Annotated in this window: 17 protein-coding genes; all 17 read right to left on the bottom strand. The window is 58.5% G+C overall.

The genetic code is table 11. The annotated features are described in order from the left end of the window. Positions 1–25: 25 nt before the first annotated feature. The gene (locus ACK6D9_RS07185) at positions 26–433 is read right to left on the bottom strand and encodes a hypothetical protein (protein ID WP_322988168.1); all 408 of its coding nucleotides are present in this window, start codon (positions 431–433) and stop codon (positions 26–28) included. Position 434: 1 nt separating this feature from the next. Beyond that, the gene (fliR, locus tag ACK6D9_RS07180) at positions 435–1,190 is read right to left on the bottom strand and encodes a flagellar biosynthetic protein FliR (protein ID WP_322988167.1); all 756 of its coding nucleotides are present in this window, start codon (positions 1,188–1,190) and stop codon (positions 435–437) included. Further along, positions 1,187–3,274, bottom strand: coding sequence for a flagellar biosynthesis protein FlhA (gene flhA, locus ACK6D9_RS07175; RefSeq protein ID WP_322988166.1), 2,088 nt, complete (start codon positions 3,272–3,274; stop codon positions 1,187–1,189). The genes fliR and flhA overlap by 4 nt, the downstream gene beginning before the upstream one ends. A 175-nt stretch (positions 3,275–3,449) precedes the next feature. Continuing rightward, a complete protein-coding gene (fliQ, locus tag ACK6D9_RS07170; RefSeq protein ID WP_322988165.1) occupies positions 3,450–3,716 on the bottom strand; it encodes a flagellar biosynthesis protein FliQ in 267 nt (88 codons plus the stop codon). Position 3,717: 1 nt separating this feature from the next. Beyond that, entirely contained in the window at positions 3,718–4,119 is a 402-nt protein-coding gene (gene flgD, locus ACK6D9_RS07165; RefSeq protein ID WP_322988164.1) for a flagellar hook assembly protein FlgD, read from the bottom strand. Further along, positions 4,110–4,559, bottom strand: coding sequence for a flagellar biosynthesis repressor FlbT (flbT, locus tag ACK6D9_RS07160; protein ID WP_412051152.1), 450 nt, complete (start codon positions 4,557–4,559; stop codon positions 4,110–4,112). Before flbT ends, flgD begins: the two co-directional genes overlap by 10 nt. After that, positions 4,556–4,903, bottom strand: a complete 348-nt coding sequence (gene flaF / locus ACK6D9_RS07155; RefSeq protein ID WP_412051151.1) for a flagellar biosynthesis regulator FlaF — start codon at positions 4,901–4,903, stop codon at positions 4,556–4,558. Before flaF ends, flbT begins: the two co-directional genes overlap by 4 nt. Before the next feature lie 54 nt (positions 4,904–4,957). Continuing rightward, positions 4,958–6,013 (bottom strand): flagellar hook-associated family protein, encoded by a 1,056-nt coding sequence (locus ACK6D9_RS07150; RefSeq protein ID WP_412051150.1) that lies wholly within the window; start codon positions 6,011–6,013, stop codon positions 4,958–4,960. A gap of 4 nt (positions 6,014–6,017) precedes the next feature. Continuing rightward, on the bottom strand, positions 6,018–7,481 hold the full coding sequence (gene flgK, locus ACK6D9_RS07145) for a flagellar hook-associated protein FlgK (protein ID WP_412051149.1): 1,464 nt from the start codon (positions 7,479–7,481) through the stop codon (positions 6,018–6,020). Between the two features lie 32 nt (positions 7,482–7,513). Continuing rightward, complete coding sequence (locus ACK6D9_RS07140; RefSeq protein ID WP_412051148.1) at positions 7,514–8,773, bottom strand: flagellar hook protein FlgE; 1,260 nt, start codon at positions 8,771–8,773, stop codon at positions 7,514–7,516. A 119-nt stretch (positions 8,774–8,892) separates the two neighbouring features. Next, on the bottom strand, positions 8,893–9,564 hold the full coding sequence (locus tag ACK6D9_RS07135) for a response regulator transcription factor (RefSeq protein ID WP_322988158.1): 672 nt from the start codon (positions 9,562–9,564) through the stop codon (positions 8,893–8,895). Between the two features lie 281 nt (positions 9,565–9,845). Next, complete coding sequence (locus ACK6D9_RS07130) at positions 9,846–10,424, bottom strand: transglycosylase SLT domain-containing protein (protein ID WP_412051147.1); 579 nt, start codon at positions 10,422–10,424, stop codon at positions 9,846–9,848. Further along, the gene (locus tag ACK6D9_RS07125) at positions 10,366–11,823 is read right to left on the bottom strand and encodes a flagellar hook-length control protein FliK (protein ID WP_412051146.1); all 1,458 of its coding nucleotides are present in this window, start codon (positions 11,821–11,823) and stop codon (positions 10,366–10,368) included. Before ACK6D9_RS07125 ends, ACK6D9_RS07130 begins: the two co-directional genes overlap by 59 nt. Continuing rightward, positions 11,820–13,301, bottom strand: coding sequence for a chemotaxis protein (locus tag ACK6D9_RS07120; RefSeq protein ID WP_412051145.1), 1,482 nt, complete (start codon positions 13,299–13,301; stop codon positions 11,820–11,822). Before ACK6D9_RS07120 ends, ACK6D9_RS07125 begins: the two co-directional genes overlap by 4 nt. 3 nt (positions 13,302–13,304) lie before the next feature. Beyond that, complete coding sequence (locus ACK6D9_RS07115) at positions 13,305–14,558, bottom strand: MotB family protein (RefSeq protein WP_412051144.1); 1,254 nt, start codon at positions 14,556–14,558, stop codon at positions 13,305–13,307. Beyond that, positions 14,555–15,175, bottom strand: coding sequence for a hypothetical protein (locus tag ACK6D9_RS07110; RefSeq protein ID WP_412051143.1), 621 nt, complete (start codon positions 15,173–15,175; stop codon positions 14,555–14,557). The genes ACK6D9_RS07115 and ACK6D9_RS07110 overlap by 4 nt, the downstream gene beginning before the upstream one ends. A gap of 303 nt (positions 15,176–15,478) precedes the next feature. Next, the gene (locus ACK6D9_RS07105) at positions 15,479–16,453 is read right to left on the bottom strand and encodes a flagellin (protein ID WP_412051142.1); all 975 of its coding nucleotides are present in this window, start codon (positions 16,451–16,453) and stop codon (positions 15,479–15,481) included. Between the last annotated feature and the right edge of the window lie 5 nt (positions 16,454–16,458).

The following is a 16,458-nucleotide window of genomic DNA, read 5'->3' as shown; positions in this document are numbered from 1 at the left end:
CGATTGGCACTCTGGCCTACGAAGCTTACGCTGGCCTTGTGCCGGTGGTGTGTCTTGCAAGCGATGCCTCCAGCAGATCCAGCAGGGTTTCGTCCGCAGCAAGGCGCTCCTCGCCTTCGGCTGCCTCGACCGCCTGGTTTTCCAGCCGGTCAGCCTTGGTCTTTTCGAGCAGAACCCGGCGTTCCAGCACCGACTTCATGCCCGAGAGCTGCTGTGATTTGGCCGAGAGTTTCTGAAACCTGAGAGCGTATTGGTGTGACATCGCCGCATGCACCGGATCGAACGAGCCGACGGCATCGACCAAAGCCTGTTGGGTGGCGTCGGTGGTGGCCTGCGCGCGGATTGTATCGGACAGATCGTTTTCGGCCATGCGCTCGATCTGTCGCTGAACGCGGACCAGGCGGGCAAGCTTGTCGGCACGCGACCCGGCCATCCTAATGCAGCCCCATAAACAGCGGCTCGAAGCCGGCGATGAACTGCAAGAAGAACTCGGTGGAACCGAAGAACAGCAATATCAATCCACCAAACAGGATGAATGGGATCGAGATGAAGTAGACTGGAATCTGCGGCGCAAGCTTGTTGACCATGCCGATCGAGAGGTTGAACAACAGGCCGTAGACCAGAAACGGGCTGGCCAGTCTGAGCACCAGCATGAAGGAACCGGCGAGCGTATCGGTCAGCGTTCTCAAGGCCATTTTCGGGTCAAAGCCCGACCCCAACGGCATGTAGTCATAGGAGCGCACCAGCGCCGCAATCACCAGATGATGGAAGTCGGTCATGAACAGGACCAGAAGGGCTGTAAAGCTGATCAGTGAGGTCAGGTGGCCTTCCTGCTCGGCTTCGAGCAGGCTGCCTCCGGGCGCTGCATTGAAACCGATCGCCATCGAAATACCGGTTCCGGCAAATTGCAGCGCCAGCACGATGTAGCGGGCGATCAGCCCGAAGGTGATACCGATCAGGAGTTCCACGCCAACCAGGGCAATGTAGATCCGCTGACCGGTCCGCACATTCGCATATAGCGGTTCCCAGAGCACCGGCAACAGCGCCATCGACACGGCGAGCGCGATGAACAGGCGAATTTGCAGCGGGACCCGAAAGCTTGAAAAACCCGGCAGCACCATGATGCATCCGCCGATCCGGCAAAATGCCACAAACAGCGCCAGAATGGTGCCTTCGGGGTCTTCGATCACGAGATCGAGCCGAGCAACTTTATCTCGATGCCCTTGGCGATTTCGACATGCGAGAGAACCGGCAGCGTGGCGAAGATCCGCTCGATGATCATGCGCACATAGGGCCGGGAATCGGGCGAGGTGACGAGCACGAACGGCACACCCTTATCCATCTGGCTGCGGATTTCGGTGGAGGCCTGCTCGGAAAACTCTTCAAGCATCCGCGGATCGATGTCGAATTCGACAACCTCGCCCTTGGGGTCGCGCTTGAGTGCCTGATGGAAAGCCAGGTCCCATTTGTTGCCGAGCCTCAGGACATTGAGCTGACCGTTGCGGGCGATGTCGCCACACAGCTGCTGGGCCATGCGGATGCGCACATGTTCGACAATCTGTTCGGTCTTGCGCACATGCGGGGCGAGTTCGGCGACTGCTTCGAGAATGAGGTGCAGGTTGCGGATCGAGACGCGCTCGGCCAGCAGCAATTTGAGCACCGCCTGGAAGCCGGAATAGGACATGTGCGAGGTGCAGATCTCGTCGGCCAGCTTGCGGTATTCCGGATCGAGCCGGTCGATAAGGATCTTCATGTCCTTGTAGGACAGCAATTGCGGCAAGTTGTTGCGAATGACCTCGGAAAGATGGGTCAGCACCACCGAAACATTGTCGATCGGCTGAAAGCCCTCGCGCTTGAGATCCTCTGCAAAGTTTTCAGGCACCGACAACGCGGGCAGGCCGAAAGCGGGTTCGCGGATTTCGTCGCCGGGAATAGCGGGGCGGCGCGCCCCGGCAAGCACCACCATCAATTCACCGACGCGCAGATCATAGGCTGCCACCGTGGTGCCGTGAATTCGGATCTGGTAGCTCTTGTCCTTGATCGAGATCTCGTCGGTGACCTTGATCTCCGGCACCACGAAACCGTATTGGGTGGCGAATTTCTTGCGCATCTTGGCAACTCGGAAAGCCAGTTCCTCGTGCGAGCCGAGCAGCTTGGTGGCAACCTGCTTGCCCAGTACCAGTTCGATTTCGGCGGTCTTGAGGATCGACTTGACGGAATCCCTTTCCTTGTCCTTCTCGACCTGCTCGGTGCGGTGGATCTCCTGCGCCTCGGCGCGCGCCTTCATGTCGCGCTTGCGGGGAATTGCCCAACTGGCAAAAGCCATGCCGCTGCCCAGCATGAAGAAGGGAAAGAACGGCAATCCCGGCATCAGCGCCAGCAGGAACAAAAGTCCCGAAGCTGCAAACAGCGCCCGCGGATAGCCGCCCAGCTGGTCGATCACCGCTTCGTCGGTGGAGCCGAGCTGACCGCCGCGCGAGACCAGCAAACCGGCAGCCAATGACACGATCAGCGCCGGGATCTGGCTGACCAGACCATCACCAACCGAAAGGCGAACGAATACATCGGCGGCTTCGCCGATCTGCATATCGTGACGGGCATAACCAATAATCACGCCGCCAAACATGTTGATGCCGGTGATCAGCAGTCCGGCGATGGCGTCGCCACGAACAAATTTCGACGCACCATCCATGGAGCCGAAGAACGAGCTTTCCTGCTCCAGTTCGCGGCGCCGGTCGCGGGCTTCGACCTCGTTGATCATGCCGGCGGAAAGATCGGCATCAATTGCCATCTGCTTGCCGGGGATGGCATCGAGTGTAAAGCGTGCGCCCACCTCAGCGATACGGGTGGCGCCCTTGGTAATAACGATGAAATTGACCGTCACCAGAATCAGAAAGACGATCACCCCGATAACGAAATCGCCCGACATGACCATTTGTGAAAAGCCGCCGATTACCTGTCCCGCCGCATCCGGGCCCAGATGACCCTCCGACAGGATGACCCGGGTGGTGGCGATGTTGAGCGACAGCCGCATCATCGTGGCGATCAACAAAATGGTGGGGAAGGAAGAGAAATCGAGCGGTCGCCGGATCCACAGGGCAACCATCAAGATCAAGACCGAAAAGGAGATCGAAAATGCCAGACCGAGATCAATCAGGAAGGCGGGAATTGGCAGGAACAGAATGGAGAGGATGACGACGATGCCGAAGGCAAAGCCCATGTCCTTGCCCTGAAAGGCTGTCTTCTGGATTGCCAGCGCTTGCGGGTCGGCCATGTTATGCGAAGCTCCGGATCAAAGCGCCGGCATCATGCCGGCGCATTCGTCGCGCGGACCGTACGGCGCGAAGCTTGCGCGAAGGTGGCAGCCGGATGCGTTAATGCGCGAACCACGGGCACCTGGGTTTCACGCAGAGGCGGGCGAGAACGTGTCATGGCTTGAAAGAAACGTTCTAGAAGCCGGATTCGATGCGCTGGAATACGATGTTGGTGAAGGTGGATATCTGCGAACCGACGAAAGGCGCCGAGATTGCGACCGTGATCAGGATGGCCACAATCTTGGGCACGAAGGTCAGCGTGATTTCCTGAACCTGGGTCAGGGCCTGGATAAATGCGATTCCAACGCCGACAAACATTGCCACAAAGACCGCCGGACCGGAGGCGACCAGCACGGTCCAGATCGCAGTCTGGACAATATCAAGAGCGTCGGCTTCGTTCATCTTACTTGATGGTCACTCCGTTGGTGACGGCAAGCTCTTGACCGGAGTCGAGTGTGGCTACCAACCCATTGGCAGACACGGTGACTTCCTGAACAATGCCGGTAACCGCGCCGTCGTGGCTGGTCAGCGTGCGGCCGATGATCGATCCAGCCTGTGTTAGGTTGGACGATTGTAGCAGCATTTCCAGATTCTTGTTGGTCTTGATGGTTTGTTCCACCTGGCTGAAGGTCGCCAGCTGGGCGATCTGCTCAGTGGCATCCATCGGATCGGTCGGATCCTGGCTTTTCATCTGCTGAACCAACAGCGTCAGGAAAGTATCGTAATCGAGACCGATCTTGCTCGCCGCGGAATCGGCTGCCGATGTGGTCGCTGCGGTGGTGGAACCGACTGCGGTTACGTCCATGGGGCCAACTCCTTGCGAATTTTCTCGATGGCGCCAGCAGGCATCGCCGAGGTATTGAGGATTTCTTCCTCGATCGGGTAGAGCGCGCGAATAGCCTTGAGCGCTTCAAAGGCGCGACCCTGGGCCACCATCCCGGCGATATGCTTGAGCTCGGTGAGGATCTCGTCATTGGTAAAGCAGGTGAGCAGCATCACCACCGACTTGCGGAACATCACCGTCGCCTGATCTGCACCTTCGGGATTAATCAGCATCATCTGGACGATGAAATAGAGCTGCTTGAGCGGCGTGACCGCCTGTTCCGGCTGGAGAACGTGGTTTTCCAAAAGGAAGGTCACGTCATTGAGAAACTCTACCGCCACCTTGCGGTCCACCCGGAGCACGGCCCCATTGATGAAAATGCGTTCGCCTGCCTTGAGGGAAATGCGCAGTGAACTTTTCATTTCAGGCCGTCCCTGATGATAATCGAAATATCGATGATGCCTTGAAAATTGTCAGACTGACGCAACCGGATCCGTTCGGATTCCTTGATGACCCATATGCCTATGGAAATAAGGTTCGCTCGCAGTTCTTGCTCCAGCTGATTGTCGGGCGACGCCAGGTCCTCGACAAAACGGACCCACAGCCTGCTGACGAAATAGACAGCTTCAATGGCTTCACGCGATTCAATGCCGTTGGCCTTGGCCACATTCATCAGGGAGATGGAATGATTGATCGCCTTACGCTCGCGTTCACGCGCTTCGGCAACGCCATCCTCCTGAACATCCGCATAGGAAAACTGGTACATTCAGACGCCCTTCATGTTTGTCCAATAAATCCCGGGCTATTCCGGGTCATGCACTTATAAATAATTTGTCAGGTTGAGTTGCTGGATCCGGGCGGTGAGTGTGTAGGACGTCTCCACCTGGGCCAGCAGTGAAGTCATGCGCGTTGATGCTTCGTAAGCGTCGACGCCTTCTATGTCGCCTATGTGCAGATTGACGATGTTGATCTGCGATTGGAGCGAGACATTTGCCTTGGCGACCCGATTTTCCGATACGCCAAGATTTCCGCGCTGGTTGTCAATCCCCGTCACGGCCAGCCCTGCATAGTGGATGGCGTGGGTGTTGACTGCGGATCGGACGTCACTGGCGATTGGTAGATCCAGCAGTTCCATGCCGATCACCGCAGCGAGCGCGAAATTGCGCATGCCGCTGGAATTGGCATTGGTGCTGGATTCCACAACTTCGTTGTTCTGGATGCGGCTCGAGATATTGGTATCGGAGGCATTTGACCAGCTGTTGTTCCAGTCCGGACCACTGTTGAAGGCCGGCTCAAGTACATTGACGATAAAATGGTCCATCTCCGCGACAGTGATGTCGGCGGCCGCAGGGTCATCCTGTGTAAAGAGAAATTCGCCAAAAAACAGGGCGTCGAACGCCGCCTTGGCGGCCGAGCCGGCGGCCTGGTAATCATCCACCGGCCTGACGTCGGTGTTGATGCCGGAAAACAGGTACTCTCCATTGGAGGAAGTGTTGGCGGCGGTAGTGAAGCCATTGAGCGCGGTTTCCACTTCGCGACGCGCAATCGCCAGCCGATCGGCATCGTCGGCGCCGTTGGCCGAGATGAACGCTTCGAGCATGTTCTGGGCGTTGTCGGCCATCATCCCGAGCGCAGCTTGGGATGCCGACATACGTTGTGTCACCAGCGCATTGGAATCGAGGATGGTTTTCATCCGCGTCACATCGCGATTGAGCGAGATGCTGTTCGATGTCTGGGCGCCAAGCGAAATACCGATATCGGCATAGCGACCGGACACCACTTCTTTTTGCAATTTCTGAATTTCGCTCTGTCCACGGCTGATGGTCAGACGCATGGCGCTCTGGACTGCGAGATTTGATACGAAACTGGTTTTCATGGTCCTACCTCACCGCCGCCATTAGCTCTTGCAGCATTTCATCAACCGCCGAGATGAGCCGGGCAGACGCCTTGTAGGACTGCTCAAGCTCAAGCAACATCGACATTTCCTCATCGAGCGAAACGCCGGTCTTGTTGGAAAGCGCTTCTTCGGTGCGGTAGCGCAGGGCCTCCCGCGACACCGCAGCCGAATTTGCTTCGCTGCGGTTGAGTTCAAGCCAGCCGATTGAATCGGCTGCAAATCCGGTGATGCTGTCGGAGACGGAAATACCCGCTGCGGCATTGAACCCGGTCGGCGCATCGAGCGCCAGAACGTAGGAATCGAGTGCCGCCGAATAGCCACTGGCGCCGGTCGAATTGGAAATGTAGGCCGCGCCGTTGATGCCACCATCGCGCAGTAGTTGCGGGTTGCCGCCCTGTGACGGGATAAGCGCTGCGTTGACTGCAATCGTGGCAGCGATACCCGGAACAACAGTAGCGCCGACCGGCACTGTCAAGCCGCCCCAGGTGAAGAGGCCGGGCTCATCGGGCAGGACCGGGATTGCCGACTGGTCCTTTTCGGAGAAAGTGACAATCAGCGCGCGGGCGATTTCGTCAAGCTGCGCCTGCACCACCGGAGCGACTTCGTCGCGCACCTGAATGAGGGCCTGCAACGAGCCCTGGGCAGAGGTGGTAGCCCCCGCGCCGGCTGCCAGAGGAACGCCATCGACATAGACTTTATTGCCCTGGATCGAAGCGGAGAACCCAGCTGAAGGTTCGAAGGTGACCGGCCGCGCCACGGTTTCAAACAGGGTCGTGCCGCTGGCCGTGTAGAGTGCCACATCATTGCCGGAACGGGTCACAGGCGTTACGCCGATGATTGATGAAATCTGCTTGAGCAGACCATCGCGCTCATCGAGCTCGGCGCTTACGTCCTTTCCTGCCTGGGTGCTGGCGTAGACGCCCTTGTTGGCAACCTCGAACCGGGACAGAAGGTCGTTGAGGGAATTGACCTGAATGCCGATCTCCTGATCGGCATCAAGGCGAACTCGCTGGACAGAAGCGGAGGCCTCGCGCAGGCCATTCGCCAAGGTAGTGGCGTCGGCAACCGCGGTTTGTGCAAGGGTGGCTTCACCTGGCTTTGCGGCATAGGTGGACAGGGTGTCCCGCATGTTCGCAATCAGCGTGGCTGGCGAATTCTCGTAGTCATTTCCTCCAAAAATGCTCTTGAGATCGGAAAGACCTCTCAGCAAGCTATCCTGAGCACTTGAGGTCGCAATGCCGGCGATACTCTGGCGGAACAGGACCTGGTCCTGCGCCCGCTGGATGGACACGACCTGGGCGCCATTGAGCGATGTCGCCAACGCTGCGTTTCTGCGATTGTAATCAGGATTGGAAGCATTGGAGATATTACGCGAGACATTATTGGTCTGCGTCGCAATATTTGACAGCGAGCTTTGAGCCGCGTTGATAGCCGATGATAATGACATGCTGTACTATTCTTACCTCCAGAACCAATTAACTATCGCTTCAAGTTGACAAGCACGTCCATGAGGTCGGAACCTGTCTGAAACACTTTCGAATTGGCCGTATAACTCCGCTGGGAAGCGATCATATTCGTGAGCTCCTCAGCGATATCGACGTTTGAGCTTTCCAGCGCACCGGAAACGATCGATCCGAATGAGCCCGAACCAGCAAAGCCGGTGGTGATGACGCCGGAATCGACACCCTGGGCATAAACGTTGCCCGCCAGGGGACGCAATTGGTCGGGGCTCTGCACATTGGCCAGCGCAATACGGAATCGCGGCTCCAGCTTGCCGTCTTCATACTGGGCGTAGAGCGTGCCGTCCTTGGATATTTCAACCCCCACAATGGGGCTTGGGGAGTTGCCGTTCACGTTGGCGCTGCGAACGGTGAAATTGTAGCTCAGCTGGCTCATATCGGAGAGATCGACTGTCAGCGCGGCGCCGCCCGGGACCGTCAACGAAATATCGGTCAAGCTGCCACCGTCCAGTTGACCGGTCGTTGGGTCGAACTGCAATGTCGTGGTGGCTAGCGCAGCGCTTGCATAAGGGAATGATGTGTTCGGCGCCGCGTCCGCACGGTTGTAGACGGACACTTGCCAGTCGTTGGCAGCGGTCTTTGTGTAGTAGAAGTCGAGCAGCACTTCGCCACCAAGATTGTCATAGACGACCAAGGAGCTCTTGCTGGTATATTCCGCATTGGCTGCGTTGGTCGACGGCAATACACCCGCAGCCACAGCTGCTGCGCTCTCATCGAGATTGGCGGCAAACACACCGGACGTCGACGGCGTGGCACTCAAGTTCCCCTGACCGACGTTGATCGGTGACAAGCCATCAAAGCCGTTAACAACGGGTGTCGGCACGCCGGCTCCGTAATCGTAGCCCATAAGCATGTAACCGGCTGCATTGACGAGATTGCCGTCGCCATTAGGGACGAACGAACCAGCCCTGGTCAGGTACGGAATGCCGCTGGCATCGGTAACGATGAAAAATCCGTCGCCGTCCAGCGCCAGATCGGTTCCCGAACTGGTAAATTCCAATGCACCTTGCTGGGATATCGCATAGCGAACATCGGTGGTGACGCCGCCGGAATTGTAGCTACCGTTCCCGGATGGCAGGATCAGCGAGGAAAATTCAGCCGAGGCTTTCTTGTAGCCCGTGGTGTTGGAATTGGCGATATTGTCGGCAACGGTGCCAAGTCGGCTCGCCTGAGCATTCATTCCGGAAGCGCCGGTGCGCATCATACCATACAGGCTCATCGCGTTATCCCTCGTTGTATACGGTAGTCCAGACTAACCGGCGGGCCTTGCGTGAACCTGTTTCCACACATTGCGTGCGGTGGCACCCGGCAGGCGCGGCATGCGCGGACGCCGGCAGGTTATTTCCAGTCGATAAGGTAGCCAAGGAAGCGCTTGGAATCGATCGGGTCGAAACCGAGCCGCTTGCGCAGTTTCTTGCGCAGCTTGGAGATGTGACTTTCAACCACGTTCTCTTCGACATCTTCATCAAAGATCCCGTAGATCGCGTTGAATATTTGCTGTTTTGTCACCCGGCGACCACGGTTGGCCACAAGATATTCCAGGATCCGACGCTCCCGGCGAGGCAGCGCGAAAGTGCGGCTCTCTATTTCCGGATCGCGGCCATCGGAGAACACCCGGATAGTGCCGATTTCCATATGCGTGGTGATCGCTTTCAACCGCCGGCGGATGGCCGCAGCACGGGCCAGGATTTCGCGCGGATGAATAGGCTTGCGGACGACATCATCAACACCGCTATCAAAGAAAGCCAGGGTGGATTCCAGCGAAGGCGTGTCGCTTACGGCAATCACCGGTGCTTGCGACCGGTCTCGGATCGCCCGCGGCAGATTCAGTGTCTGCGCCCCGAACCCGATCAGGAAAGCCTCAACCGCGTCGAGATCGGAATCCGCTGCGGTGTTCACCCATTCGCCAAATTCTACAGAATCAAAACTTGCCGACGGCACTCCCTCACGCCCGAACAAGGAAGTGTATCCGTCTTTAACCAGCTGTCTGTCATCAACCACTACGATCATTTGCCCGCCTCCGAATCAGTGTGGAGCCCCGTCACACAAGGAGTACGAATCTGCAGAATCAAGGTAAACTATGAATACCTCATGGTTCGTTTTAAGAGTTGATTAACCATGTTTCCCACTGATTTGGCCATATCTTGTGCCTTTGCTGTGGATAGACACAAGAATTCGGTGAAAAAGTTAACAAAAGGTTAATTTTTTGCTTGCCCCGTTAACTTTTGCCCCAATGTCGCCACCATGCCGAAAACGAGTCTGGAAATTGCCGTATTCGCCTTGGGGTTGCACTAATTGCAGAAGGACCTGGCCGACGCCGTCCAGGCTCCGTGCCCGGTGGCAACCAGATTCGAAATGACACGACAGACGTATCGTTTCTGTGCGGGATCATTATCGGGGCCTGCATGATAGCGCGCCACCGCCATGGTCCAGGTTTCATGGCGCGCATGCAGGCGGGCAAGGAACCGCGCCGCATATTCAACATTGGCGCGCGGATCAAACATGTCGTCCACAGACGCAAATTCGGCACCATGATACCGGTAATTGATCTGCATGCAGCCGAGATCGATAAGCCGCTTGCCTTCGGCCCGGGCGCGCTCGAATTCCTTGAGGGCTTCCTTGCGGTTCTTGGCAAAGACGGTTCGGCCTTCGATGTTTAAGGAATAGGGATAGAGCGACCCCTTGCGCCCGGTTTCGGTCAGCCCCACAGAATGCAATATGCCGGCCGGTACACCATAGGCCCGCGCCGCATGGATAATTTCCGCCTCACACGGTCCGGCTGCGGCCAGAGCGGTCGCTGGCGCCAGACTGCTACAGATAAACGCCGTCAGTGCGACCAGCGCCAGAACCGACATGGGAGTTTTGTTCATGACCCTGTCCTCCATTCTGGCTGTTTCCCTGTTGTCCCGTCCCCTGTCCACCAGACTGCTTGCCGGAGGCCTGGGCATCTGCCGAACCAGAGCCCGATGACCCCGGCTGGAAGCCCGCTTGGGCGGCCTGGGCGGCGGAGCGATCCGGCCCGGGGACGTGCTGGATGGTAATCTGTTCAACCCCGTAACCTTGCGAGCGCAAGGATTTGAGGATTGCCTTGTTGTCGTCGGTAAGCTGGCGGTATGCCTCGATGGTTTCGACCTTGATGTCGACGGAGAGTTCCTCGCCAGACAGCTTGAGAACCGCAGTGACGCTACCCAGCGACAGTGGGTTGAGTTGCAGCTTCAGGGTATGCAGCATCTGGCCCGGCTGAGGCTGCCCGGGGACGCTCGTGGGCTGTGCTGGCGCGGCACGCTGCGCTGCAAACAGCGGCTGACCGGCGTCAATCAGCGATCGGCTGAGCATTTGTCCATTGGCGCTTAAGGGTTGCAAGGCGGCGAACCGGCGCGATTCAAGCACTTCGACATTGCGCAGTTTGGCATCGGGATTCGCCTCCGCCATACGGTCTGACTGTGCAGGCCTGTCGTTGTTCCCGGCGAACCGTCCATCACTTGAAGACTTACGCCCATCAGACTTGATCGGCGATGTTTCACTATTGAGACCCGATGCGCGCAGAGCCTCGTTTTCCTCGGTCGAGGTCTTGGTGCCATCCGGGGCGGCGCGGGAAGGTCCGTTCTTCGCCAACGCCGGGTCACCGGATCGCTGGCTTGCGACGACTTCACCGGTTTGCGTGGTCTGCCGGGTGGCGGACGCCATAGTGGTGGCGACAACGGGGGCTTGACTGGGCTGACCGGCCTGGTTGGACACAGGGGCTGCGAACTCGGCTATCAATTCCGCGGCGTCGTCGATGTCAATATCGGTATCCATATCGGCATCGGTTACGGTGTCGGTATCGGTATCGGTATCAATCTCGGTTGCATCAGCGGTATCGGGCAATACTGCATCGACTGCGCCGGCTTCCGGCAGGACGTCTTCGGCAACACCCAGTTTCGCCTCTTCGGGAAAGGCTGCGCTCGACATCAGGCTTTCGAGCAAGGCCAGCATCTCATCGGACTGAGCCGAGCTGCCTTCGGATTCATTCGCGGTGTGCGGATCGGCGATCGGCGCCTCGACAGTTGCCGGATCCTGCTCTCCAGCCTGGGTGGCAGGAACAGCCGGTTCGCCCCGTGTTCCAGTGCGGCCTGTTTCGCGTACTGTCTCGCGCTTTTCACCGGACAGAACCGCCGAAAAGGGTTGATCACCGGGTTTCCCGCCCGCGTGGTCACTACCAGGCTGGCCCATCCGTCCGGTCGGCCTGGATGGCACCGGCCGCTGCACTACCATGTCCAACGCGCTCAAGACCCTGCTTCCTTTTCTACCCCCTCGAGCAACTGGTCGATGCGCTCGAGAGTGTTCTGGTGATCGGAGACATATCCGTCAAAAATCTTGTCCGCCGCGATGGTCGCCTCATCCGCCGCTTGCAATTCGACCGACGCTCCAGCAGTTGCCTCGGTATCTGTTGCACGCTGGCGGTTGTCGTCGTTCTCAACCGCGTTGGGCGAATTCACCATGGGCGAGAATGCTTGCGTGAGGCTGTTGGGGTCGGGTTTGCGCACCACTTCGCTGGCGATCATGCGCGCCGCTTCACGCAGCACCCGATCACGTTGGGACAATTGCTGTTCAGGCAAAGCATCAAGCCCGGCGAGGGCTGCGCCAACGCCATCGGTCGAAATCTTGGCCATGCCCGAATACAGATCCGCCAGCGCCTGCGGTGCCTTATCGGACGGATCGAGCAACGCCTCAGCCTTCGCAGAGGCAAACACTGCCAGGTCGCGCAATCCGGAGATCACAGCCTTGCGGGCGATCCGCAGATAGACCTCGCGTTTACGCGGTCTGTCCATGAACGACAGGATCTCGCCAAGGCCGTCATCCCCGACTTTGCCGTAATTGAGCACAACGAGGTCGACCAGCAGGTCGGCATACTGGCCGGCATAAGGCGAATTGATGAACCGGCGAGCGTAGAGCTGAGCGTATTTGAGCGCCTCATCGACAAGGTTGTTGCGCGCGGAGATGAACAGCGAACGACGCAGCGCTGCCTCTTCAACAAGGGTTCCGGGAGCGGTCAACCGGGCCCAGTCGAACATCTCAAGCGCCGATGTGTCATTCATCGCCGCCGTGACGTTGGCAGCGACCAAAGTCAGGTAGGGGCCGATTTCGGTATCACGATAGAGTTCGACCACATCACCGATATTGGTGTGGGCGCCGTGGCCATTGAGATAGCCCCGCAGCACGGTCGTGATCTCGTTGTCGAAATTGCCGAATTTGTCCTTTATTGCCAGGATCTCCAGCGTTTCGGGATTGCCGCCGCTCATCGCATAGATCAGCGCCGCGTCAACGTTGCGGGGATCATCGAAAACCCTCTGATCGGCCTTGCGCAGGCGGGCGTCGATCACACCCAGAAGAAAGCGCTGCATTTCCATGGCGGAATGGTCACCACGGACAACCGCGTCCTGAACGAATTGCAGAGACCGCAAGAGCTTGTAGGGCTCCAGCCCGTCCATCTCGCCGGCCATGGCAAAGTCGGACGCAAGGTCTTGGGCCGCAGGTTCCTGTGCTTGCCCCGCAACAACAGAATGTTCAGCATCACCGTCAAGCTGCTCGGCGGACCTGGCGGCATCGGCAGAACCGTGATCCTTACCAGGCTCAGTCGAGCCGTGCTGGGTCTGCGCCTGGGGCTCGGCCTGCGCCACGGCCTGGTCCTCGGCGCTTGCCCCAAACGCAAACATCGCCGCGGTGACGGCGAAGCTTACACAGGTCGGGGTCCGCCAGCGGGCCACCGGTCAGGTCTTCCCGGCCTGGACTAGAATTTCGATGCGGCGATTGACTTCGGAATAGGGATTCTCCGGGTCTTTCAGACGCCGATCGGCAAAGCCCGACACCTGGACAACACGTTCTTCGGGCACGCCGCCCCGGACCAGCATGAACAGGGCGGAATGGGCGCGGGCCATCGACAGCCGCCAGTTGTCGTCGGTTCCCGACGCAAACGGCCGCGCGTCGGTATGCCCGCGAATGGCGATGGCGCCGCTGCGCTTGGACAACACCACGCCGATTTTTTCCATGGCAACAACGAGTTCGCGTTGGGGGACAGCCGAGCCGACCTGGAACATTCCGAAATCAAGCTGGTCGGTGATCGAAACCAGCAGGCCACCTTCAGTAGGCGTAACCGTGAGAGCTTCGGCGAGCTTGCCGATGCTGCCGCCGAGTGCCTGGCTGATCTCCTGCTTGAGCTTTTCGGCCTGGGTGATCTGCACGGCCGACGCGGCGCCAGAACCACCCTCGCCCACGCTATCTGCGGTCTGGTTGCCATTGGGGCCGGCATCGGGGCTGCCGTTGGCGCCGGCCTGATCGACATCGATACGCTGGCCCTGGGCGTCAATGGCATCCTGAGGGGCATTGTTCTCCACATACCCCTCGGCGCGAACCATTGCCTGGCTCTGTTCGGCCGCGGTGCGTTCCTGTTCAATGTTCTTGTTCCAGAAGTCCGGATCGAACGGATCGCGATAGGCCTCGCCGCCAGAGGCACCCGACGCCGGTCCGGAGTCTGCGGCGCCGCCGTCGCCCTTGGCAGAAATATTGGTCTGGGTACCGGTTTCCTGGGCAATTTCAGCCAGTACCGAATAGGGATTTTCGAAGTAATCAGCTTCCGAGTATTCCTGCTTTTCGCCAGCTGTGGCGTTTTCCTGGGAGCCGGCCTCGCCAGCCTCGCCGTTGGTCGTCCCGTTGCCATCAGACTTGGATTTGGGCGCGGTGGCTTCGCCATCAGCGTTGTTGCCGACCTGCTTGACCCCACGGTCGTCCGGTTTGTCATCCATCAATTTGATCGGGTTGAAATAGCTGGCGACCGAGGCCTTGGTTTCCTCATTGGCTGCATTGACCAGCCACATGACGAGAAAAAACGCCATCATCGCCGTCATGAAATCGGCATAGGCGATCTTCCAGACCCCACCATGATGCCCTTCCTCATCACCACCTGCACGGCGTTTGACGATGATGATCTCGTTCTTACCCTGGTGAGTGGTCGAGGTATCGTTCATGCGAGGCTCTCCGCGAGGGTCTTGCTCCATTCGCGGATACGGCTGGCAAACCGGGTTCGGTCGACTTCCACGTCAATGTCGACGCCGTCGGTCTGGCGCATGACAACCCGATCGGCATCGGCGCCGAGGGTTTCACGCAACGATGCGATCATGCCTTCAGGACCGGAGACACTGATCTTAACAGCATTTTCCAACTCAAGCGCGGTACGAATTTCGTCGGCAAGGCCCGCCAACATGCGGGAACGGACGGCCTGGTCGAGCAGTGGCGCCAGGATGTCGCCGACATCGCTTGCAATCAAATCGGCGATGTCAGCGCTGCGTGCGGCGATCGCCTGCGGGATCGTCTCTGCAGCCATCGCCTCGAGTTCGGCTCTGAGGATTTCAAGCTCCAAGGCGTGACGTCTTGCCTCGGCTTCGAGTTCATCCGCATGGCTCCGGGCCAGTTCAGCCCGTGCTGCGGCTTCGCCTTCTGCTCTCGCCTCAGCCCGCACAGCTTCAAGATCGATCTGCGGATCGCTCGAAGAACCAGCATCTGCGGGGATCTGATTTGGGGCATGGAAGGAGCGCATGCCGGACAGTTCGAAATCCGGCAGGAAACTGGCAAGGCTGGCCGTCATGATCGCCTCCGAAACAAGCCGGTTGCTGGCGTATGCCTGATCAATTTCGTTCCCTTCAGAAAGTTCTGGCGCGGTCGGTGACGTGCAACCGCCGCTTCACACGCCCGGTAAGCCCTAAAGAGCAAAACTTGCGTGAACATGATCGCTTGCCCGCCGCCTGCCTCCGGCCGAGCCGAAACCGGCAAAAAGCCGCTGGACCGCGCCAAGGGCAATTTGGCGCGGTCCAGCTGATCCACCATGACCGATGACCGGCGGCACGGCGGAATTTGATCACGTGGCGCCGCTCAATAGGAGCCGACTAACCTATTGCTGGAACAGCGACAGGATGTTTTGCGAATTGGTGTTGGCGATGGAGAGCGACTGAATGCCCAGCTGCTGCTGAGTTTGCAGCGCCTTCAACCGGGTCGATTCCTCGTTCATGTCTGCGTCAACGAGACGCCCCACACCCTTGTCGATTGAATCCATCAGATTGGCGACAAATTCTTCCTGCATGGCGACCCGCTTGGAGATCGCACCCAGATTGGAGGCCGCATCGGTCATTTGACTCAAGATCGAGTCAACCACCCTGATCATGTCGTCAACCTGAGCATCGGAGGTAGTGGCTGCCAAAGCGATCGCAGTACCTGAACCGGCTGTGGTGGCGGTGCCATCACTGTCGATCAGGTAATAGTTGGCCACCGTGCCGGTTGAATTCGGATCGAGATCATCAGCGTCGATATCCTTGGTCAGGATACCGAGGGCTTCGTTGCCAGCGCCAATCATCGTCAGACTGGTGACGTTGATGTCGAGCGTGGTGACGGAGACCAGCCCGTTGACATCGCGGTTGAAGCCGCCAACGATAGATTTGGTGCCGACAGGGGCAGTGCTGGAATTGTGGAGCCAGTTCTCACCTGAGAACGAAGCCGATTCCGAGATCGAGGAAAGCTGGTTCTTGAGTTCCGTGAGTTCCTTGTCGATCTTGGTCTTGTCAACACCGGGCTCACGCGCCGCTACCAGTTTGGCCTTGATTTCCGAGACCACGTCAATGGAGCTGTTCATGGCCGTGTAGGCGATGTCGACCTTGGCGGCGCCGAGGCCGAGAGCGTCCTTGACGGTGGAAAGCGCCTTGTTGTCGGATCGCATGGTTGTAGCGATCGACCAATAGGCCGCATTGTCGCCGGCGGTTTCGACACGGTATCCCGAGGAAACTCGTCCCTGAACCGTTTCCATCTCGGAGTTGATTGTCCGAAGAGTCTGCAAAGCCGCCATTGCGGCTGTATTGGTCATAATGCTGGTCATATAAA

It is taken from the genome of Hoeflea sp. Naph1, assembly GCF_046837775.1.
Classification (GTDB): domain Bacteria; phylum Pseudomonadota; class Alphaproteobacteria; order Rhizobiales; family Rhizobiaceae; genus Hoeflea.
Note: the sequence above shows the minus strand (reverse complement) of the source record. Positions and strands in the feature narration are given on the sequence as shown.